This is a genomic window from Acidimicrobium ferrooxidans DSM 10331, assembly GCF_000023265.1.
GTDB lineage: Bacteria > Actinomycetota > Acidimicrobiia > Acidimicrobiales > Acidimicrobiaceae > Acidimicrobium > Acidimicrobium ferrooxidans.
Genome location: NC_013124.1, coordinates 951379 through 970900 on the forward strand (window position 1 = coordinate 951379; position 19522 = coordinate 970900).

Genomic DNA, 19522 nt, shown 5'->3' on the forward strand with positions numbered 1-19522 from the left:
GTGCGCGTCATCGCCCAGGTAGGTCGTGAGCGAGGTGTCTCGCTCATCTTCTGCGGTGGCACCGCGCTCGCGCAGGCCCACCAGGTGATCGAGCGCATGAGCGAGGACGTCGACTTCCGGGTGGTGCTGCCGGACCTGCCCAGCACCAACCAGCGCCGCAAGTTCCTCTCGGCGCTCAAGGCCGACCTCGTCGCGGCGGAGCCTGTCAATCTTTGAGAGACACCCCGGGCTCGATGTTCACTGTGTCGTCGCTGCCTCCTCTGGCGGGTTGATCCGGACCGCTGCAGGGAGCCGGGGCGGCTCGGGCCGCTTGCGCACGAAGCGTTCGGGGTGGGCACGCCAGGCAGCCGCGAGCACCTCGGCCCGGTGAGCTCGGAGCGCTTCGGCACGTCCGTGGTGCACATCGGCCGGGGTGTGGAGTCCGATGCCGCACGTGGCGGCGCTCGTGGTTAAACCAGCGGAAGAAGCGCTCGCACCAGGCTCGGGCGTCCTCGTAGCAGCCGAAGCGCCGGAGGTCGTCAGGTCGGTACTTCATGGTCGTGAACTGGGCCTCGCTCCGACGGGTTGTCGTTGGAGGTGTGGGGGCGGCTGTGGCTCTGCTTCACCCCGCGGTCGGCGAGCAGGTGGGCGACGGACTTCGCGATCATCGGACCTCCCCGGTCCGAGTGGACGGTGAGCTCCCCCGGTCGGACGCCCTGACTGGCCATAGTCTCCTCCAGCAGGGCGACGGGGTGGCTGGCGTGCTCGGTGCGGGCGAGCATCCAGCCCACGACGCAAGCGGCTGTCGATGTCGATGACGGTGGAGAGGTAGTAGTGGGTCCACCTGGCAGGGCCGAGGAGCTTGGTGATGTCCGAGCTCGTGACTTCGTTCGGTCTCGTGGCCACGAGCTCGGGTTTGACCGTCGGGGGTGGGTTGCGTGGCGTGCCGGTCCCCGAGCGCCCGTGGGCACGCAGGATGCGGTACATCGTCGACACGGAGGCAGGGAGATTTCCTCGTCGAGGAGCTTGGTGTACACCAAGGCCGGGGCCTCGTCCATGTGCTCGGGGCTGTTGTAGCACCCGGCGCACTGGCCCTCGTTCCTCGTCCGAGAGGGCCCGTGGCTGGGGAGCCTTGGCTAGCTTGGGGCTTCTTCGGTGCCGTCGGTAGGAGCGAGCACGGGGCTCACCGAGAGCCGAGCAGGCGGTGCGTACCCCGACGGTTGGCGCGAGTTCACCGATGGCCTCGCCGATCACGTGATCTCGTCATGGGCGCCGGGCGGCGTATGCGCGCGGCTCAAGGGTCCTTGCGGACGCGAGGTCGCTGCCGCACGCGCGTGCACGGGAGCGGTTCGCGTGCTCCGGGCCACTCGGGTCAGTTCGCAGCCGAGAACGGTAGCCTTGGCCGTGGGGACGCTTGCTCCGAGGGAGGTTACAGGGGGATGACGCGTCGGTACCGCTGCACGAACTGCGGGAACGTCACACGGTTTGACGTCACCATGTCGGTTCGTGCACGTTCCTATTTCCACTATTCCATCGCGGGTGAGCTGTCGGTCGAGGACACCGAGGAGCTGTCGCGCGTCGTCGAGGAGGTGTCGTGTCGGTGGTGCGGCACGAGCCGATTCGTGGAGGTCCTCGAGGCGACCCCAGCGACGGTGGAGCGGACGTGAGCCCCCGCGCTGGTGACCGCCCTCGTCGGCCGGCGCCGCAGTGGGCGCTCGCTCGTGTCGTGGAGCTCCTCGACGAGACGCCGGACACGAAGAGCCTTCGTCTCGAGCTCGACGAACCCCAGCAGTACTTGCCGGGGCAGTACTACAACATCCGTATCCCGGTCGAGGGACGACCACGACCGATCCAGCGCGCCTATTCCCTCGGGTCCTCACCGATCCCGGAAGGCCGCGTGATCGAGGTCGGCGTCAAGGCGGTGCCGGGAGGACTGGTGTCACCGCGACTCGTGTTCGAGACGCACGTGGGTGACGAACTCGAGGTTCGTGGCCCCTACGGGACGTTCACCTGGACCGAGGAGGACGGGGGCCCGGTCCTGCTCGTTGGTGCGGGATCGGGCATCGTGCCCCTCATGGCCATGATCCGCTACCAGGCCGCTCGTGGGACGGCGATCCCGATGCACCTGCTCTACTCGTCTCGGCGTCGCGACGAGGTGATCTACCTCACCGCGCTCGAGTCCCTCCGGAGCGAGCACGAGTGGCTTCGCGTCAGCCACACCTTCACCCGTGATCTCGATGATCCGCTCGCCAGGTTCCATCGTCGTATCGACAAGGAGATGGTGCAGCTGGTGGCGCGCGAGGCCGAAGCGCAGCTCGCCTACATCTGTGGACCTCCAGAACTCGTCGACGACGTCGAACGGACGCTGATCGAGTCCGGTATGGATGAGCAACGCATCAAGACCGAGAAGTACGACTGACGACGGTGCGCTCGCTCGCCGCGTCGAGGCGTGCCTCCGAGACGCCGGTGTCGTCGCGGCAGGGTGGGTCCCGAGAGAGCAGCGTGCCTGGCGCGAGAGCACCTGGGCCCAGCTGGCTGTCGCGCGCGGCTGGATGCGTGAGCCACGGTTCACCTTTCGGCGTCCGCAGCCTGCGGCCGACCCTTGGGCCCCGCTGTCGTGGGCCCGCGGTGCGATCGTGGTCGCGGTCGCGGCAGCGCCGTCCGTGCCCGCGGCGAACCATCTCGGTGTCGCTGGCTACGCAGCAGGCGATGCGTACGCGCAGGTGCGCGACGCACTCGAGCGTGTCCGGCGCCTCCTCGTCGACGTCGGTGGCCGTGGTGTCGTCGTGGCCGACTCCAACCTCGCTTTCGATCGCGCCCTCGCGCGCCGAGCGCGGCTCGGATGGGTCGGACGCCACACCCTCGTGATGGTGCCCGGCTACGGCGGGGCCGTCGTCCTCGGGTCCTTGATCGTCGATCGGGTCGTCGAGGTGCGTCTCGGACGGACCCCGACTGGGGATCCGTGTCGCAACTGCCGTCGTTGCGTGGATGCGTGTCCGACGGGCGCGCTCGGCGACGGGGTCCTCGAGCCGCTGCGGTGTCGCTCGTGGCGCCAGCAGGAGCGACACCTCGAGCCGTCGTGGCGCGAGACGTGGGGCCCCTGGCTGTATGGGTGTGACGAGTGCGTGACGGCGTGTCCGCTCTCGGCACGGCAGAAGAAGGTCGGGGGCGAGCGCGTCGCGTCCATCTTGTCGGCGAGCGATGCAGCGCTCGCCGAGCGCGTCCGGAGTTGGTACATACCGGATCGAACGCTGGCGTGGGTGCGGCGCAACGCGATCGTCGCGGCTCGGTCCCTCGCGACGAGCCCCGACGACGAGCAGGCGATCTGGCGCCAGCTGGTCGCCGGAGCAGCGCCGGTGCGAGCCGAGGCGGTACGCTGGGTGCTTCGTCGAGGTGGGTGGGGAGGTGTCGATGCGTCACGTGCTCGTCACCAACGACTTTCCCCCGAAGATCGGCGGTATTCAGCACTACCTCGGGGAGATCTACCGTCGGCTCGACCCGACGAGCTTCGTCGTCGTCACGCGTGACGAGGCGGGCGCCGAGGCCTTCGATCGCGCCTTCGGGGCGCGCGTCGTGCGAGTGCGCGGACCGCTTCTGCCCACTCGGGCCCTGGCCGCCCGAGTTCGCGGGCTCGCACGCGAGATCGACGCGGACCTCGTGGTGATCGACCCGATCTGGCCGCTCGGTGAGGTCGCGGCGAGCCTAGGGCTGGGGTGGGTTGGTGTCGCACACGGTGCGGAGCTCACGTTGCCGCTTCGACTGTGGCCGACGGCCGGTCGAATCCGAAGTGTGCTCGCGGGGGCGCTCGGCGTGGTGGCAGCGGGAGGTTTCGTCGCGCGCGCGCTCGATGGGGTGGTGCCGGCCGATGCGATCGCGACGGTGCCGCCGGGGGTGGATCTCGAACGCTTCTGCGTCGGCGATCGCGAGCGTGCGCGCAAGGACCTCATGGTGGACCCGGAGCGATCGCTCGTGCTGTTCGTCTCCCGTCTCGTCCCGCGTAAGGGCGCCCACATCGTCATCGACGCGGTTGCCCAGCTGCATCGGCCGGTGGAGCTGCACGTGGTCGGTGACGGGCGAAGCCGCAGTGCTCTCGAGCAGCGAGCGCGCCGTCGGGGAATCCTCGCGGTGTTCGAGGGGCGTGTGGCGCTGGATCGGCTGGTGGCGAGCTACCAGGCCGCCGACGTCGTCGCCTTTCCTGCGCACGATCGTTGGTTCGGTCTCGAGGAGGAGGGTTTCGGCATCGTCGCGCTCGAGGCGCAGGCCTGCGGCGTTCCCGTCGTGGTCGGCGTGAGCGGCGGGACCGCGGAGGCCGTCGATCCTGCGAGTGGACGGCTCGTCGCGAGTCGCCGTCCGAGGGCCTGGGCCGAGGCGATCGAGGAGCGTCTCGCTCACACGAGCCCTCCGGTCGCCGACGCGCGTGGCTTCGTGGAGCGTCATCACGGCTACGACCGGTTGGCCGACGAGTGGCATGCGGGACTCGAGCGCCTCGCGAGCCGTGGACGTACGGCCGGAAGCGGCTAACCTGCACACATCATGGAGGCCACAGCTGAGTCGCGCGAGGTTCCTGCGCCGGTCGAGGCGCTGTTCGACGTCGTCGTCGACGTCGAACGCTATCCAGAGTGGGCCTCGGACATCCGAAGCGTGAGCGTGCTCGAGCGCGACGAGCATGGTCGGCCGCGTCGCGTCCACTTCCGTGCCGGCGCGTTCGGCCGGAGCGCGTCCTACACGCTGGTCTACGATGCGTCCAAAGCGCCGAACGAGCTGTCGTGGACGCAGGAGGAAGGCGACGTCACCGCGCGGCTCGATGGCCGGTATCAGTTCGAGCCGTTGGGGGACGACGTCACGCGTGTCACCTATGAGCTGGCTGCCGACCTCGTCGTTCCGCTCCCCGGGTTCTTGAAGCGTCGGGCAGAGATGAAGATCGTGCACGCCGCGCTCGAGGATCTGGCGCAACGGGTTCGCCAGCTCGGCTCCGCCGACGGATCGGCGGCGCGCACACCCGATCGCTCGCATTGATCGGTCGTGACGCACTCGCTTCACCACTGAATCCATCGTCCCTGACCTTCGGCGTCCCTCACGACAGGGACGGCCATCGGCGCACGTCAGATGCACTACGCTGGGGTTCACAGCGACGCTGTGCGTCGGGTGTGGGGGAGCGGAGCCGTCTGGGGGTGCGGAATCCATGGCGAGATGTCGAGGATCTCGACCGATGAGCCGATCGGGGTCGACACACGGTTCGCAGCCCCGACGTCGGCGACTCGCGCAGGTGTCGAGCGCGGTGCGCGCATGATCGGCTGTGGGGGGCCCGCGCTGGGCGAGATGATCGATCTGGGCTTCGGCAACCCCGACCTGCCTCCGCCTCAAGAGGCGCTGGCGGCGATCGCGGCCGAGCTCGCGCGGTCGCATCCTGCACGCTACGGCGACAGCGCTGGGACCGTCGCGTATCGTGCCGGCGTCGCAGCCCTCTACGAGCGGCGTTGGGGCGTCAGCCTCGATCCCGACGCGGAGGTCACCCAGGTGCTCGGCGCCAAGGAGGGTCTGCACCACGTGCTGGCGGTGCTCCCTCCGGGTCCTGTCGGGGTGCCGATGCCGAGCTACCCGACGCACCACGAGGCAGTGCTCGTCGCGGGGAGGCCCCTCGTCGGACTCGAGCTCGATCCCGACGATCGAGACGGGCGACACTTCATCGAGCGGGCCGCGGACTTGGCCCGCGCCGGCCGCGTTCGCGCGATCGTGCTGTCGTTCCCGCACAACCCCACGGGGGTCACGACGACGCGCGCGATGCTCGAGGAGTTGGTGGCCGCCGCGGTGGAGGCAGGGGTGACCCTCGTGCACGACTTCGCCTACTGGGCCACGGTGCTGGAGGAGCGCCCGAGCGTGAGCCTGCTCGAGATCCCCGAGGCGCGGTCGGTCGCGGTCGAGCTGGTGAGCCTGTCCAAGTCGCACTCGATGGCGGGATTTCGTGCGGGTGCGCTCGCTGGTTCTGGCGCTATCGTGCAGCGGGTACGCGCGCGCAAGCGCGCCTTCGACCACGGTCTGTCCCAACCGGTAGAGGCAGGAGCCCTGTGGGCGCTGCACGATGGCGACCGAGCGGCCGACGAGCTCGCACGTCGGTATCGGGTGCGGCGCGACGTGCTGGTGGCGGGCCTTCGCCGGCTCGGGTGGGGGCGGGTCGCGAATCCGGCCGGATCGATGTTCGTGTGGGCACAGCCTCGGGGCGGACTGGACGACGCCGGCGTGACGCGCCACCTCGTCGACGAGCACGGCGTCCTTCTCGGTGCGGGACGCGACTTCGGCGCCACGGAGGCGGGGTGGCTTCGCTTCTCGCTCATCGCCGAGCCCGAGGTGCTCGACGAGGCCGTTCGTCGTCTCGGCCAGTGCGCGCTGCTCGGGTCGGCGTCAGCGCCCGAGGGCTCGCTCGCGTCGTGAGGCCGTGGTATCGAGGCGCGCTCGCTCGAGGTAGGCGAGCACCTCGTCGAAGTCGTGGTGGGGCTCGGCCAGCGTGATGCGCACGGCGCCGGCGAACGACGAGGCGAGGGTGAAGGCGGCGCCTGGCACGGTGCGCACGCCGTGGGCGGCGAGCTCGAGGGCGATGAGCGCCTCGGGATCGGGCGGGAGCCATGCGTTGACGCCGTCTCCCGTCAGGTTGCGACCCAGCGCATCGGCGAGGCGCTCCCGTCGGGCTGCGTAGGTGGCACGGGCGTGCTCGAGGCGCTCCGTCTCCTCGGGGGCCTCGAGCATCGCGGCGAGCAGCGCCTGGAGGAGTTTCGGCGACCACGACGGGCCGAGGCTGCGCGCGTGCTCGAGCGCGTCGCGTCGGTCGGCATCGGTGATGATCGCGGCGAGGCGCAGGTCGGGCCCGTGGGACTTCGAGAAGCTGAGCACGTACGCACTCGCGGGATGGAGCCCTGCGAGGCTCGCCAACAGCGTCGAGGCGACGAGCCCGGAGTGATCGTCCTCGATCACGAGGACGTCGGGGCGTGGGGCGAGGGCTGCTGCCAGCGCATCGCGACGCTCGCCGCTCACCGTCGCGCCGGTCGGGTTGTGCGCGCGGGGCTGGATGATCACCGCGCCAAGCTCGGGGCGTGCGGCGAGTCGCGCAAGGTCGCTCGGGTCGGGGCCCTCGGCGTCGATCGGGAGGGGCCAGACGCTCAAGCCGTGGGCCTCGACGAGGTCGAAGAGCGCGGGAAAGCTCGGATCCTCCACGGCGACGGCGGTCGCGCTGGGAGCGACGGTGCCGAGGAGTCGGTCGATCGCCTCGAGGGCGCCATCGACGATCGTGGTGCCGGTGTCCGCTCGGAGCTGGAGGGCGGGTGGCAGCAAGGGGACGAGGACGTCGACGAGGGGTCCGAACACCGGTGGGTCCGCGTACGTCGCGGGAGCGAGCGGGGCGATGCGTGGGAGATAGGACACGGGGTCGGGGAGCAGGCGCGGATCGGGAGCGCCGGTGCCGAGGTCATAGCGTGCGGGCTGGGGCGGCGTCTGCTGCCATCGCCGAGGCCGACGGCGCGGTGGTGAGGCGACGAAGGTACCACGGCGGCCCTGGGCCGCGACGAGCCCCAAGCTGGCGAGCTGTGCCCAAGCAGCCGCCACCGTCGTCGGCGAGATCCCAAGGTCCGCGGCGAGCTGGCGAACAGGGGGCAAGCGCGTGCCTTCGGGAAGCTCACCGGCGCGAATCATGGTCGCGACCGTCGAGGCAACGGTGCGCACGCCGATCGTGCCGACGCTGCGACGGCGCAGCGCTGCCACCAGGGCGTCTGCCGCTGCGTCGTGCCCGAGATGCTCCATGGCCCCAGCGTAGCAAGGAGCGCGCTCGTGATTTTCGTTTGTGTGGCACAACCCTGTGTCGCGTGCCAGTACAACGAAGTGCTACCATGCCGGAAACGGTCCGGATGCTCGGAGGAAGTGGAGGCGGCGATGGACCTCATCGAACGGCATCGGCGGGTGCTCCCGTCATGGCTCAGTCTGTACTACGACGAGCCGATCGAACTCGATCGGGGCGAAGGATGCTGGGTGTGGGACGCGCACGGTGAGCGCTACCTCGACTGCTTCGGCGGCATCTTGACGACGAGCGTCGGTCACAACGTTCCCGAGATCGTGAGCGCGATCAGCGACCAGGCCGCTCGGGTGATCCACTCGTCGACCCTGTATCTGAACCGGCCCATGATCGAGCTCGCCGAGCGTCTCGCCAAGGCGTCGGGCATTCCTGATGCCAAGGTGTTCTTCACGACCTCGGGCACCGAGGCGAACGACGCAGCCCTGCTCTTGGCGACGGCCGCCCTCGGGTCGAACCAGGTGTTCGCGCTGCGCAACTCGTACCACGGTCGCTCCTTCACGGAGATCGCGGTGACCGGGAACCGAACCTGGTCGCCGACGTCGTACTCGCCGCTCAGCGTCAGCTGGTTGCAGGGGGGTTCGAGGCTGCGCGGGCCGCTCGCGGGTCTCTCGGACGCCGAGTACGTCGCGCGTGGGGTCGCCGACTTGGAGGATGCGCTGCTGACGACGACGGCCGGACGGGTGGCTGCCCTCATCGCCGAGCCGATCCAGGGAGTCGGCGGGTTCTGTCTCCCGCCGGATGGGTACTTCGGTGAGCTGTGGAGGGTGACCCAGCGCGAGGGGATTCTGTGGATCTCCGACGAGGTCCAGACCGGGTTCGGGCGTACCGGCGAGCATTTCTGGGGCTACGAGGCGCACGGGATCACGCCTGATCTCATCACGTTCGCCAAGGGTGTCGGCAACGGCATGTCGCTCGCTGGCGTGATCGGGCGAGCGGAGGTGATGGACGCGCTCGGGACCAACTCCATCTCGACCTTTGGCGGTTCGCCGATCACGGCGGCGGCGGGCGTGGCGACGTTCGACTACATCATCGACCACGATCTCATGGCCAACGCGCGTGCGCGCGGCGCCGAGCTTCGCGAGGGGCTCGACGCGATCGCTCGATCGACGCCCGCGATCGGAGAGGTGCGCGGCAAGGGCCTCATGCAGGGGGTCGAGCTCGTCTGGCCCGGTACGGTCGAGCCGGCGCCCGAGCTTGCCACACGCGCGCTCGAAGCGGCACGTCGCGAAGGCGTCCTGATCGGCAAGGGTGGTCTGCACGGCAACGTCCTGCGCATCGCACCGCCCATGACCATCTCGGCCGAGCAGATCGAGCACGCACTCGAGGCGTTCCGGCGGTCCTTCGCCGACCAGGCATTCCATGTGAAGGAGCAGTGATGGAGACGATCGCGCACCTGATCGACGGCGAGCGGGTCGAAGCGGCCCCGCTCGGATCCCAGCCGGTCCTCAACCCGGCGACCGGTGAGGCCATCCGGAGCGTCGGACTCGGCGATGCGGGCCTCGTGGATCGGGCCGTCGCCAGCGCGGCGGCGGCACAGCAGGACTGGGCCGAGCAGTCGCTCGCCGCGCGCCAGCGCGTCTTCTTCCGCTATCGCGAGTTGCTCGTCGCTCACACCGACGAGCTGTGCACCTTGATCAGTGAGGAGCACGGCAAGGTGCTCGGGGATGCCCGTGGCGAGTTCGCCCGAGGGGTCGAGGTCGTCGAGTTCGCGACCGCGCTCCCGCAGCTGCTCAAGGGTCAGTTCTCCGACAGCGTCTCGCGCAGCGTGGACGTTCGCAGTCTGCGCCAACCGCTCGGGGTCGCCGCTGGCATCACGCCCTTCAACTTCCCGGCCATGGTGCCCATGTGGATGTTCCCGATCGCTCTCGCCGTAGGCAACGGATTCGTCCTCAAGCCGTCGGAGCGCGATCCCTCGGCGTCGGTGCGACTCGCCGAGCTGTTCGTCGAGGCGGGTGGTCCTCCGGGCTTGCTGAACGTGGTGCACGGGGGTCCAGCGACGGTGGATGCGATCCTTGCCCACCCTGGCATCCGAGCGGTGTCGTTCGTCGGCTCGACCCCGATCGCACGCCACGTCTACGAGAGCGCCGCTCGTTCGGGTAAGCGGGTGCAGGCACTCGGCGGCGCGAAGAACCACATGGTGGTCCTCCCCGATGCCGATCGCGAACAGGTCGTCGACGCTGCGATCGCGGCCGCGTTCGGCAGCTCGGGTGAGCGGTGCATGGCGATCGCGGTGCTCGTGGTGGTGGGCGAGCAGCCGGGCCTCGTCGACGAGATCGCGGCTCGGATGGGCTCGGTACGCGTCGGGCCCGCGACGGACCCGACTGCGGAGATGGGCCCGCTCATCACCGAAGCGCATCGCGACCGCGTGGCCCGCCTCATCGAGGAGGCGGTGTCGAAGGGGGCGAAGGCGATCGTCGACGGACGAGCACACCCGGCTGCGGCAGGTCCGGGCTTCTTCCTCGGCCCCACGCTGCTCGACCAGGTGGACGTCGCGATGGACGCCTACAAAGAAGAGATCTTCGGCCCGGTGCTCCTCGTCCAGCACGCGGACGACCTCGACGAGGCCGTGGCGCTCGTGAACCGCAACCCGTACGCGAACGGCGCGGCGATCTTCACGCGCGATGGCGGCGCTGCTCGGCGCTTCGTGCGCTCCATCGACGCCGGCATGGTCGGGGTCAACGTGCCGATCCCGGTTCCGGTGGCCTACCACTCGTTCGGCGGCTTCAAGCTGTCGCTCTTCGGCGACACCCACGTCCATGGCGAGGAGGGCGTGCGCTTCTACACGCGCGGCAAGGTCGTGACGGAGCGCTGGCCCGACGAGGCGTCCGAGGCGCGCTCGCTGCACTTCGTGACCAACCGGTGAGGTCGCGCTTCGGTGCCGGCTCACCGAAGCGCTAGGCTCGGCGCCTCGTGAAGCGGGAGGAGTCATCGGCGGCCGACGCTCCGGCGGCCAGCGAGCGCGACATGGCACGCGGCCGAGGCGCGCGAGAAGCGTGGCAGGTGCCCGCGCTCTCGGTCGATGCGTTCGACTACGACCTGCCGGCCGAGGCCATCGCGCACGATCCCATCGAGCCCCGTCGTGCTGCGCGTCTGCTGGTGGCCCGTCGCGGGGCTCCCGTGGCCCATGCGAGGGTTGCCGATCTCGCTCGGCTCCTCGAGCCGGGCGACCTCGTCGTCGTCAACGAGTCTGCCGTGGTGCCCGCTCGGCTGCACCTGCAGCGGAGCAGCGGAGGCGCCGTCGAAGTACTCCTGCTCCGGCAGCTTCCCGATGGGACCGCCGAGGCGCTCGTGCGGCCCAATCGTAGGGTTCGCGCCGGTGAGCGCCTTCTCGCCGACGGCGTGGAGGTCGTCGAGGTGGGAGGCGCCCTCGAGGCCGTCGAGGGCATGACGATCCGAGCGGTGCGCGTGCTCGATCCGGAGCGCGTCGCCTCGATCGGGGTGGCACCGCTCCCGCCCTATCTCGGGCGCCAGGACATCCCCCTCGAGCGCTACCAGACCGTGTTCGCGCGGCGCCCAGGGTCGGTCGCGGCACCGACCGCGGGACTGCACCTCGACGAGGTCGTGCTCGCCGACCTCGCGGCGCGCGGGATCGACGTCGTGCGCATCGTGCTCCATGTCGGGCTCGGCACGTTCTGGCCGGTGACGGCGGCGACGCTCGCCGGCCATCCGATGCACGCGGAGTCCTACGAGGTCGACCCGGCCACGTGGGCGCGCATCGAGGGCGCGAAGCGTGTCGTCGCCATCGGCACGACCGTGGTGCGCACGCTCGAGACCGTGGCGCTGACAGGTGAGTTGGCGGGCGAGTCTCGGCTGCTCATCGCGCCAGGGTTTCGCCTGCAGGTCGTCGACACGGTGCTCACCAACTTCCACCAACCGCGCTCGACGCTGATTGCGCTGGTCGCGGCGATGGTGGGGGATCGCTGGCGCGAGCTCTACTCGGTGGCCCTCGCCGAGGGGTACCGCTTCCTCTCCTTCGGTGATGCGATGCTCGTCGACGTCGAGGGGCGTCGGTGAGGCCGTCGTTCCGGATCGACGCGACGGACGGCACGGCTCGTGCGGGGACGCTCACCCTACGCCATGGTCTGGTACCGACGCCCGTGTTCATGCCGGTCGCGACGCGTGGGATGGTTCGACTCGTCCCCCCGGCGACCCTGCACGAGCTCGGGGTCTCGCTGCTCCTTGCGAACACCTACCATCTCGCCCTCCGCCCCGGTGCCGATGTGGTGGCGGCGCTCGGGGGTCTCAGCGCTTTCACCGGCTTCGGAGGGCCCATGCTCACCGACTCCGGCGGATTCCAAGTGATGTCGCTCGGAGGCACGGTCGATGACGACGGAGTCACGTTCCGATCCACCTATGACGGGCGCCGGGTCCGTCTGACCCCGGAGGGCGTCGTCGAGCTCGAGGAGCGCTTCGGCGTGGACATCGCGATGGTGCTCGATGTGTGCACCATGTTGCCGGCGGAGCGAGCAGCGCTGCAGGTGGCGATGGTTCGCACCACCGAGTGGGCGCGCCGGGCAGCAGCGGCGCGTCGAGACGAGGCCCAAGCGCTCTTCGGCATCGTCCAGGGTGGGTCGGAGGAGGATCTGCGGCGTGAGCACGCGAGCCAGATCGCCGAGATCGGTTTCGACGGCTACGGCATCGGAGGCCTCGCCGTCGGGGAGTCGGCGCCCGCCACGCTCGCGGCCGTGGCAGCCGCCCTCGAGCGGCTGCCGGCGGATCGGCCGCGCTATCTCATGGGCGTGGGGGATCCCTACCTCATCGCCCACGCCGTCGAGCTCGGAGTCGATGCCTTCGACTGTGTGGCACCCACGCGGCTTGCTCGCCACGGCATCGCGCTGACCAGCCAGGGTCGGCTCGCGCTGCGGCCGAGTCGCTGGTTGGGCTCGGACGAGCCCGTCGATCCTCGTTGCGGGTGCTCGACGTGTCGGACGGTCCCTCGAGGGCTCGTCGCGCACCTGTTGCGTGTCGATGCGCACAGCGCCGGCGCGCTCCTCAGCGTGCACAACCTGTCGTTTCAGCTCGGACTCCTTCGCGACCTGCGTGCTGCGATCCGTGCCGGCACGCTCGCGGGCCTGGTACGCGCCCTCGACGAGGTCTGGGCGCCGAGCTGGCGAAGCGCTCGGACCGAGGCCGCGCCGGATCGCTAGGCTCCTTGATGAGTGCACGTCGGAGGGGTATGAGCAAGACGCGTTGGCTGTGGTCGGTGGTGCTGTCGGCGCTGGTCGCGGTGGCGGCATTCATCGGTGTCGTCGAGCTCGCTCACGATGGGCCGATCCTCGGACTCGACCTCCAAGGCGGGGCGAGCGTCGTCTACCGGCCTGCTCGACCGGTGTCGACGGCCATCTTGAACGAGACGATCGGCATCTTGCGCAACCGGGTCGATGGACTCGGGATCGCCGATCCGTCCATCGGTCAGCAGGGCAACGACATCGTCGTGGAGCTGCCAGGAGTTCGCGATCCGCGCCAGGCCTTGGCGCTGATCGGACAGACGGCGGTGCTGCAGTTCCGACCGGTCGAGTGTACGTGGGCTGCGTACGCCCCGACGAAGGGACAGCACGTCTCGGCCACTCGGCCACCGACGTCGTGCCCGACGAGCGCAGCCGGACTCGCCGCCGAGGCCGCGGTGCCGACGACGCCGACGCAGGTCGCCCTCCACAGCCAGACGGCGGTGCTCGATCTTCGTCAGGGAACCCAGGTCGTCGGACGCTACCTCGTGGGGCCAGCCTTGCTCGACGGCAACGCCATCAAGAGCGTGTACGCGGCGCCCGACACCACCTCCTCGACCGGGTCATGGCTCGTCGACTTCACCCTGACGCCGAAGGCCTCGCCGCTGTTCAATCAGATCGCGAAGACGTTCTACCAACGCCAGCTCGCGATCGTGCTCGATGGCACGGTGATCTCAGCCCCGCAGATCACCTCGACGTCGTTCAACGGACAAGGACAGATCACCGGCAACTTCACCGAGGCGCAGGCCAACAACCTTGCGCTCGTGCTGCGCTATGGCGCCCTCCCGGTGCAGCTGGTCCAGCAGACGGTGCAGACCGTCTCGCCGACCCTTGGTGCGAGCGCGCTCCGTGCGGGCCTCGTCGCCGGCGTCGTCGGCCTCATCGCCGTGTTGCTCTACACCATCGTCTACTACCGAGTCCTCGGCGTCGTGGTCCTCGCAGGTCTCGTGGTGACGGCCGCGGCGGTCTGGGCGGTCGTCGCCTACCTGGGGAGGGCGGCGCAGCTCACGCTCGATCTGTCGGGCGTGACCGGTCTCATCGTGTCCATCGGCCTCATCACCGACTCCTACATCGTCTTCTTCGAACGGCTCAAAGACGAGATCCGTGAGGGGTCATCGATCGGGTATGCGGTCAAGGCGGGGTTCCAGAAGGCGTTTCGCACCATCATCGCGGCCGACCTCGTCTCGTTCATCGGCGCCGCCCTGCTGTGGTACTTCTCGATCGGTCAGGTGCGAGGGTTCGCGTTCTTCCTGGGGCTCGCGACGGTGGCCGACGTCGCCTCCGCCTGGTTCTTCACCCGACCGCTGGTCCTCATCGTCGGCGACGCCCTCGGCAAGACGCATCCCCGATGGCTCGGTGTGGGCCCGGTGCAGCTGCGCGAACAGGCACCCGAGACGGCCATCTTGCGGCCACGGGCCAGAGTGAGTGGAAGTGAATCATGAGTCAGGTTCGCATCGTCGAAGATGCCTCACAGCTCAGCTGGTGGCGGCGTGTCGGGGCGGGCGCGACGCGCATTCGCTTCGTCGAACGGGCGCGGTGGTTCTGGGCGGTCTCGCTGGTCGTGATCGCGGTCGGCGCGGCGGCGCTCGGGATTCGCGGCCTGAACTTCGGTATCGATTTTCGTGGAGGCCTCGCCTGGCAGGTGAGTGCGCCGACGCTCAGCGTCACCCAGGCTCGTAGCGCCCTTGCCGGGCTCCCGCTCTCTGGCACCACGGTCGTCAGCTTGGGGACCGGTCAGCACCGAACCATCGAGGTGGAGGCGGATCTGCCGACCTCGGGTGCGCGAGCCCATGCGCTCGAGAACGAGGTCGCCGCTCGACTGGCTGCCGCAGCTCACCAGCCTTCGTCGGCGGTGGCGATCAACTACGTCGGTCCCACGTGGGGATCGCAGATCACCGACGCCTCCCTGAAGGCGCTCGTGGCCTTCTTCGTCGGCATCACGCTCTACATCTCGTTGCGCTTCGAGTGGAAGATGGCCCTGGCGGCGCTGATCGCGGTGATCCATGATCTCGTCGTCACGGTCGGGATCTATGCGCTCTCGGGGTTCCAGATCACGCCATCGACGGTGATCGCGGTGCTCACCGTGCTCGGTTATTCGCTCTATGACACCATCGTCATCTTCGATCGCATCAAGGAGAACGTCGCGACGCACGTCGATCAGGCGGGGGAGATGACCTACTCGGAGGTGGTGGACCGCTCCGTCAATCAGATGCTCGCGCGGTCGATCAACACGAGCGTCGTCGCGGTGATACCGATCCTGTCCGTCTTGGTGGTGGGGGCCTACCTCCTCGGTGCGACGACCCTGCGCAACTTCGGCCTCGCCCTCGTGGTCGGCCTGACCAGCGGCGCGTACTCCTCGATCGCCATCGCATCGCCGATCCTCGCGTTCCTCAAGGAGCGAGAGCCCAGGTACCGACAGCTCAAGCGACGGATTGCCGCGCGTCGTATCGCACCTGCGACCGAGGCGGCGGGTACCATCGATACGTAGGAGGGGGCGATGCTCGACGAGCGGTGGTTAGCGGAGCGCTACGCCGACAACCCGCTCGTGCTCGACGCCCTCGCGCTCGCGACGAAGGCGCACCACGGCCAGCTGCGCCGGTCTGGGGAGCCCTACATCGTGCATCCCCTCGCGGTGGCCCGTCGCGTCGCCGAACTGCGCGCCGACCCGATCACCGTCGCCGCGGCCTTGCTCCACGACACGGTGGAGGATACCTCGATCTCCCTGGAGGAACTCGAGCAGCGTTTCGGCGCGGAGGTTGCCGCACTCGTAGACGGAGCGACGAAGCTCGACCGGCTCTCGTTCGACTCCAAGGAGGTCGCGCAAGCCGCCACGATGCGCAAGATGCTCATCGCGATGGCGCGTGACGTGCGCGTGTTGGTGATCAAGCTCGCCGATCGCCTGCACAACATGCAGACGATCGGCGCTCTCGGGCGCGAGAAGCAGCGCCGGATCGCGCACGAGACCATGGACATCTATGCGCCACTCGCCCATCGCCTCGGCATCGAGGAGGTGAAGTGGCAGCTCGAGGATCATGCGTTCGCGGTCCTGCATCCTCGGCGCTACGCCGAGATGGAGCACCTCGTCAGTCAGCGGGCTCCGGAGCGCGAGGCGCGGCTCCAGGCGGTCAGCGAACAGCTCGCTGCCAAGCTCGCCCAAGTCGGGATCGTCGCCGAGGTCACGGCGCGCCCCAAGCACGTCTGGAGCATCTACGAGAAGATGGTGCTGCGGGGCAAGGAGTTCGACGCGATCTACGACATCCTCGGGGTCCGCATCATCACACACGAGGAGCGTGACTGCTGGGCAGCGCTTGGCGTCATCCACTCGCTGTGGGCGCCGATCCCCGGGCGGTTCAAGGACTACATCAACGCTCCGAAGTTCAACCTCTACCAGTCGCTCCACACCACCGTCGTCCTCGAGGGCGGGAGCCCGCTCGAGGTCCAGGTGCGCACCCGTGAGATGCATCTGCGCGCCGAGTATGGCGTCGCCGCTCACTGGGGCTACAAGGAGGGTTCTGATGCGGCCGAGCTCGCCTGGCTCGGTCGGCTCATCGACCTCGACGAAGAGACGCACGATCCGGTCGAGTTCCTCGAGCACCTCAAGCTCGATCTCGGGACCGACGAGATCTACGTGTTCACGCCCAAGGGCAAGGTCATCACCCTCCCGACGGGCGCGACGCCGCTCGACTTCGCCTATGCCATCCATACCGAGGTGGGGCACCGGTGCGTCGGTGCCAAGGTGAACGGTCGGCTGGTCGCGCTCGAGACGGAGCTGCGCTCGGGCGACACCGTCGAGGTGGTGACGAGTCGCTCCGCCACGGCGGGTCCGTCGCGTGACTGGCTCGCGATCGTGCGCACCCCGAGGGCGCGCTCGAAGATCCGCCAGTGGTTCTCGCGAGAGCGTCGGGAGGAGTCGATCGACGCAGGTCGCGAGGAGCTCGCTCGTGAGCTGCGTCGCGAGGGGTTGTCGGTGACCAAGCACCTCTCGGGACCGGGTCTTGCGCGCCTGGCCGAGCAGGCCGGCTATCGAGAGGCCGAGACCCTGCTCGCGGCCATCGGTGAGGGCCACGTCTCGGCCCGGAGCGTGCTCGCCAAGGTGCAGCGAGCCGAGCTCGAGCACGACGGGTTCGAGCCGGCGGTCGCGACGCCGCAGCGGCGGCGCCGTGGAGGCGGGGGACCGTCGATCTGGGTCGAGGGTCTCGACGACGTGCTCGTGCGGCTCGCACGCTGCTGCAACCCGCTGCCGGGCGATGCGATCGTCGGCTTCATCACCCAGGGCCGTGGGGTCGCCATCCACCGAGAGGACTGCCCGAACGTCGAGGCGTTGCTCGCCCAAGGGCCCGAGCGCATGGTCGAGGTCGACTGGGCGGGTGAGCACGGCTCCGGCTTCCAGATGGCGATCGAGATCGAAGCCCTCGACCGGCCGCGTCTGCTCGCCGACGTGTCCCGTGTGCTCGCCGAGCACCACGTGAACATTCTCGCCTCCTCGTCGGGGCGCGGGAGTGATCTTGTCGCGGCGATGCGTTTCGAGTTCGAGCTCGCCGATCCGAGCCACCTGTCGTCGATCCTGGCGGGCATTCGCCAGCTCGACGGTGTCTTCAACGCTGCCCGAGTCGTTCCCGGGCGACGTCGCCCACGGACCGCGACCCAGCACGACGGCCGCTGAGTCGGTCGCCGAGGCGACCGTGTGTCGCGGATTCGTCATGGATTTGGTCCTACGACGCAGCATTACGGCGTCCGTGACGGGATATTGTTGGGCCACCGACGCATGGGGAGCGTCGGAGGAACGGGCGTGAGCCCGTCCATTGCTACGACAAGGGGGATTGCTGGATGCAACAGCAGGCAGTAGAGGGCGGATCCCTTCGCAGGGAGATGTCCTTCGTTGATCTGGTGATGGCCTGTCTCGGTGCCATCATCGGATCGGGTTGGCTCTTCGGCGTGCTCTATGCCGCCAACGCAGCCGGGCCTGCAGCGATCGTCAGCTCGCTCATCGGGGGCATTGCGGTGATCTTCATCGCCCTCGTGTACGCCGAGCTCTCAGGGATGCTCCCGGAGGCGGGCGGGATCGCTCGCTACCCGGAGTTCACCCACGGTCCGCTGGTAGGGTTCGTCGGCTCGTGGGGCGCGTTCCTCGCCTACGCTTCGGTGCCCGCCATCGAAGCCGAGGCGGTGGTGCAGTACGCCGAGCACTACATTCCGAAGCTGACCGGGAACACCGCACTCGACTTCGTCATCGAGGCGGTGCTGTTGATCATCTTCTTCGCCATCAACGTCTACGGCGTCAAGGCGTTCGCGAAGGTGAACACGGTCATCACGTTCTTGAAGTTCGTCGCACCGACGCTCACGGTCATCGCGTTCTTGTTCGCCGTCGGCCACTGGAGCAACTACACGGCGACCTCGACCGGAGGTTTCATGCCGGAGGGTAGCGCGGGTATCCTCGGCGCCGTGGCGACCTCGGGCATCGTGTTCTCGTACCTCGGGTTCCGCCAGGCAGTGGAGCTCGCTGGTGAGTCGCGCAACCCACAGCGTGACGTGCCTCGCGCGATCATCACGGCCGTGTTGCTCGCGGTCGCGCTCTACACGCTGCTGCAGGTGGTCTTCATCGCCGCGATTCCTCACTCCGCGCTCGCCAAGGGCTGGGCGGGCCTGTCGCTGACGTCGCCGTTCGCGCAGGTCGCGTCCATTATCGGGCTGGGCTGGCTGGCGGCGATCCTGTACGCCGACGCGGTGCTGTCGCCCTCGGGCACGGGGCTCATCTACCTCGGCTCGACGGGGCGCGTCGTCCTCGGATCGGCGCGCAACCGCTACCTCGGTCAGCTGTTCCGTCGGATCTCGGACGCGGGTGTGCCGCTCTACGCGATGATCGCGACCCTTGTCGCCTCGATCATCTTCTTGCTGCCGTTCCCGACCTGGCAGAGCCTGGTGGGCGTGATCTCGTCGGCGACGGTCTTCACCTACATGATGGGTCCGGTGTCGCTGGGTGTCTTGCGCAAGCACTACGCAGAGGCGCATCGTCCCTATCGCTTGCCTGCGGCCTCGGTGCTCTCGCCGATCGCCTTCGTGGTGGGCACGCTCATCATCTACTGGACCGGTTGGGCGACGGACTGGAAGCTCGCCGTCGGCCTGCTCGGCGGCGTTGTCGTGTACCTGATCGCCTCGAGTGCTGGTCAGGGGGTCAAGAAGATCGACGGGGCGGCGATCCGTCACGGTGCGTGGGTGATCGTCTATATCGTCGCGATGCTCGCCATGGCCTACTTCGGTGCGCACCGCTTCGGCGCGCCGTTCGATCACGGCAAGGGGCTCATCCATTATCCGCTCGATCTCGTCGTCGACATCGTCCTTGCCCTCGTCTTCTACTACTGGGCAGTGGCGTCGGGTCGTCCGAGCACGGATACGGAGGAGGCCATCCAGCGTGCTGCCGAGCTGCGTCGTCAGACCGCGGCTGGCGGTTCCGCAGCCATGAGCGGTTGAGCCTCAGCTCGCC

The 19522-nt window shown here is 69.0% G+C and carries 16 protein-coding genes; 15 read left to right on the plus strand and 1 reads right to left on the minus strand.

Annotation, left to right across the window (positions count from 1 at the left end; all coding sequences use genetic code 11):
- The 7 genes from AFER_RS12335 (at position 1) to AFER_RS04835 (ending at position 6408) form a co-directional block, all read left to right on the plus strand.
- Positions 1 to 216, plus strand: coding sequence for a nucleotidyl transferase AbiEii/AbiGii toxin family protein (locus AFER_RS12335; protein WP_041661699.1), 216 nt, complete (start codon positions 1 to 3; stop codon positions 214 to 216).
- A gap of 1202 nt (positions 217 to 1418) precedes the next feature.
- The gene (locus tag AFER_RS04810; RefSeq protein WP_015798363.1) at positions 1419 to 1646 is read left to right on the plus strand and encodes a hypothetical protein; all 228 of its coding nucleotides are present in this window, start codon (positions 1419 to 1421) and stop codon (positions 1644 to 1646) included.
- Positions 1643 to 2398: an FAD-binding oxidoreductase gene (locus AFER_RS04815; RefSeq protein ID WP_015798364.1), complete on the plus strand. Its 756-nt coding sequence runs from the start codon at positions 1643 to 1645 to the stop codon at positions 2396 to 2398. The genes AFER_RS04810 and AFER_RS04815 overlap by 4 nt, the downstream gene beginning before the upstream one ends.
- 133 nt (positions 2399 to 2531) lie before the next feature.
- The gene (locus AFER_RS10940) at positions 2532 to 3506 is read left to right on the plus strand and encodes a 4Fe-4S double cluster binding domain-containing protein (protein ID WP_171788952.1); all 975 of its coding nucleotides are present in this window, start codon (positions 2532 to 2534) and stop codon (positions 3504 to 3506) included.
- Positions 3391 to 4500, plus strand: coding sequence for a glycosyltransferase family 4 protein (locus AFER_RS11630; RefSeq protein WP_015798365.1), 1110 nt, complete (start codon positions 3391 to 3393; stop codon positions 4498 to 4500). Before AFER_RS10940 ends, AFER_RS11630 begins: the two co-directional genes overlap by 116 nt.
- Positions 4501 to 4512: 12 nt before the next feature.
- Positions 4513 to 4995, plus strand: coding sequence for an SRPBCC family protein (locus tag AFER_RS04830; protein WP_015798366.1), 483 nt, complete (start codon positions 4513 to 4515; stop codon positions 4993 to 4995).
- 174 nt (positions 4996 to 5169) lie between these two features.
- On the plus strand, positions 5170 to 6408 hold the full coding sequence (locus tag AFER_RS04835; protein WP_041661700.1) for a pyridoxal phosphate-dependent aminotransferase: 1239 nt from the start codon (positions 5170 to 5172) through the stop codon (positions 6406 to 6408).
- Here AFER_RS04835 and AFER_RS04840 read toward each other — a convergent pair.
- On the minus strand, positions 6379 to 7767 hold the full coding sequence (locus tag AFER_RS04840) for an aminotransferase class I/II-fold pyridoxal phosphate-dependent enzyme (protein ID WP_015798368.1): 1389 nt from the start codon (positions 7765 to 7767) through the stop codon (positions 6379 to 6381). The two genes, AFER_RS04835 and AFER_RS04840, sit on opposite strands and share 30 nt — an antisense overlap.
- Before the next feature lie 129 nt (positions 7768 to 7896).
- On the opposite strand from AFER_RS04840, the gene AFER_RS04845 reads away from it, so the two are divergent.
- From AFER_RS04845 to AFER_RS04880, 8 genes are all read left to right on the plus strand, one after another.
- Entirely contained in the window at positions 7897 to 9192 is a 1296-nt protein-coding gene (locus AFER_RS04845) for an aspartate aminotransferase family protein (protein ID WP_015798369.1), read from the plus strand.
- Complete coding sequence (locus AFER_RS04850; protein ID WP_015798370.1) at positions 9192 to 10679, plus strand: CoA-acylating methylmalonate-semialdehyde dehydrogenase; 1488 nt, start codon at positions 9192 to 9194, stop codon at positions 10677 to 10679. Before AFER_RS04845 ends, AFER_RS04850 begins: the two co-directional genes overlap by 1 nt.
- 101 nt (positions 10680 to 10780) lie before the next feature.
- Complete coding sequence (gene queA, locus AFER_RS04855; RefSeq protein ID WP_015798371.1) at positions 10781 to 11830, plus strand: tRNA preQ1(34) S-adenosylmethionine ribosyltransferase-isomerase QueA; 1050 nt, start codon at positions 10781 to 10783, stop codon at positions 11828 to 11830.
- Positions 11827 to 12963 (plus strand): tRNA guanosine(34) transglycosylase Tgt, encoded by a 1137-nt coding sequence (gene tgt, locus AFER_RS04860; RefSeq protein WP_015798372.1) that lies wholly within the window; start codon positions 11827 to 11829, stop codon positions 12961 to 12963. The genes queA and tgt overlap by 4 nt, the downstream gene beginning before the upstream one ends.
- A gap of 29 nt (positions 12964 to 12992) precedes the next feature.
- On the plus strand, positions 12993 to 14483 hold the full coding sequence (gene secD, locus AFER_RS04865; RefSeq protein WP_015798373.1) for a protein translocase subunit SecD: 1491 nt from the start codon (positions 12993 to 12995) through the stop codon (positions 14481 to 14483).
- Positions 14480 to 15529, plus strand: a complete 1050-nt coding sequence (secF, locus tag AFER_RS04870) for a protein translocase subunit SecF (RefSeq protein ID WP_015798374.1) — start codon at positions 14480 to 14482, stop codon at positions 15527 to 15529. The genes secD and secF overlap by 4 nt, the downstream gene beginning before the upstream one ends.
- A 9-nt stretch (positions 15530 to 15538) precedes the next feature.
- Positions 15539 to 17704: a RelA/SpoT family protein gene (locus tag AFER_RS04875; RefSeq protein WP_015798375.1), complete on the plus strand. Its 2166-nt coding sequence runs from the start codon at positions 15539 to 15541 to the stop codon at positions 17702 to 17704.
- Positions 17705 to 17910: 206 nt separating this feature from the next.
- Positions 17911 to 19509: an APC family permease gene (locus tag AFER_RS04880; RefSeq protein WP_245526019.1), complete on the plus strand. Its 1599-nt coding sequence runs from the start codon at positions 17911 to 17913 to the stop codon at positions 19507 to 19509.
- Positions 19510 to 19522: the final 13 nt, after the last annotated feature.

Excerpts from the sequence above, each read along its gene's own strand:
- secF (WP_015798374.1), top strand. The coding sequence starts at position 14,480 with ATGAGTCAGGTTCGCATCGTCGAAGATGCCTCACAGCTCAGCTGGTGG.
- AFER_RS04810 (WP_015798363.1), top strand. The coding sequence starts at position 1,419 with ATGACGCGTCGGTACCGCTGCACGAACTGCGGGAACGTCACACGGTTT.
- AFER_RS04840 (WP_015798368.1), bottom strand. The coding sequence starts at position 7,767 with ATGGAGCATCTCGGGCACGACGCAGCGGCAGACGCCCTGGTGGCAGCG.
- queA (WP_015798371.1), top strand. The coding sequence starts at position 10,781 with ATGGCACGCGGCCGAGGCGCGCGAGAAGCGTGGCAGGTGCCCGCGCTC.
- AFER_RS04850 (WP_015798370.1), top strand. The coding sequence starts at position 9,192 with ATGGAGACGATCGCGCACCTGATCGACGGCGAGCGGGTCGAAGCGGCC.
- AFER_RS04880 (WP_245526019.1), top strand. The coding sequence starts at position 17,911 with ATGTCCTTCGTTGATCTGGTGATGGCCTGTCTCGGTGCCATCATCGGA.
- AFER_RS04830 (WP_015798366.1), top strand. The coding sequence starts at position 4,513 with ATGGAGGCCACAGCTGAGTCGCGCGAGGTTCCTGCGCCGGTCGAGGCG.
- AFER_RS04875 (WP_015798375.1), top strand. The coding sequence starts at position 15,539 with ATGCTCGACGAGCGGTGGTTAGCGGAGCGCTACGCCGACAACCCGCTC.
- AFER_RS11630 (WP_015798365.1), top strand. The coding sequence starts at position 3,391 with ATGCGTCACGTGCTCGTCACCAACGACTTTCCCCCGAAGATCGGCGGT.
- AFER_RS10940 (WP_171788952.1), top strand. The coding sequence starts at position 2,532 with ATGCGTGAGCCACGGTTCACCTTTCGGCGTCCGCAGCCTGCGGCCGAC.
- AFER_RS04835 (WP_041661700.1), top strand. The coding sequence starts at position 5,170 with ATGTCGAGGATCTCGACCGATGAGCCGATCGGGGTCGACACACGGTTC.
- secD (WP_015798373.1), top strand. The coding sequence starts at position 12,993 with ATGAGCAAGACGCGTTGGCTGTGGTCGGTGGTGCTGTCGGCGCTGGTC.
- AFER_RS04845 (WP_015798369.1), top strand. The coding sequence starts at position 7,897 with ATGGACCTCATCGAACGGCATCGGCGGGTGCTCCCGTCATGGCTCAGT.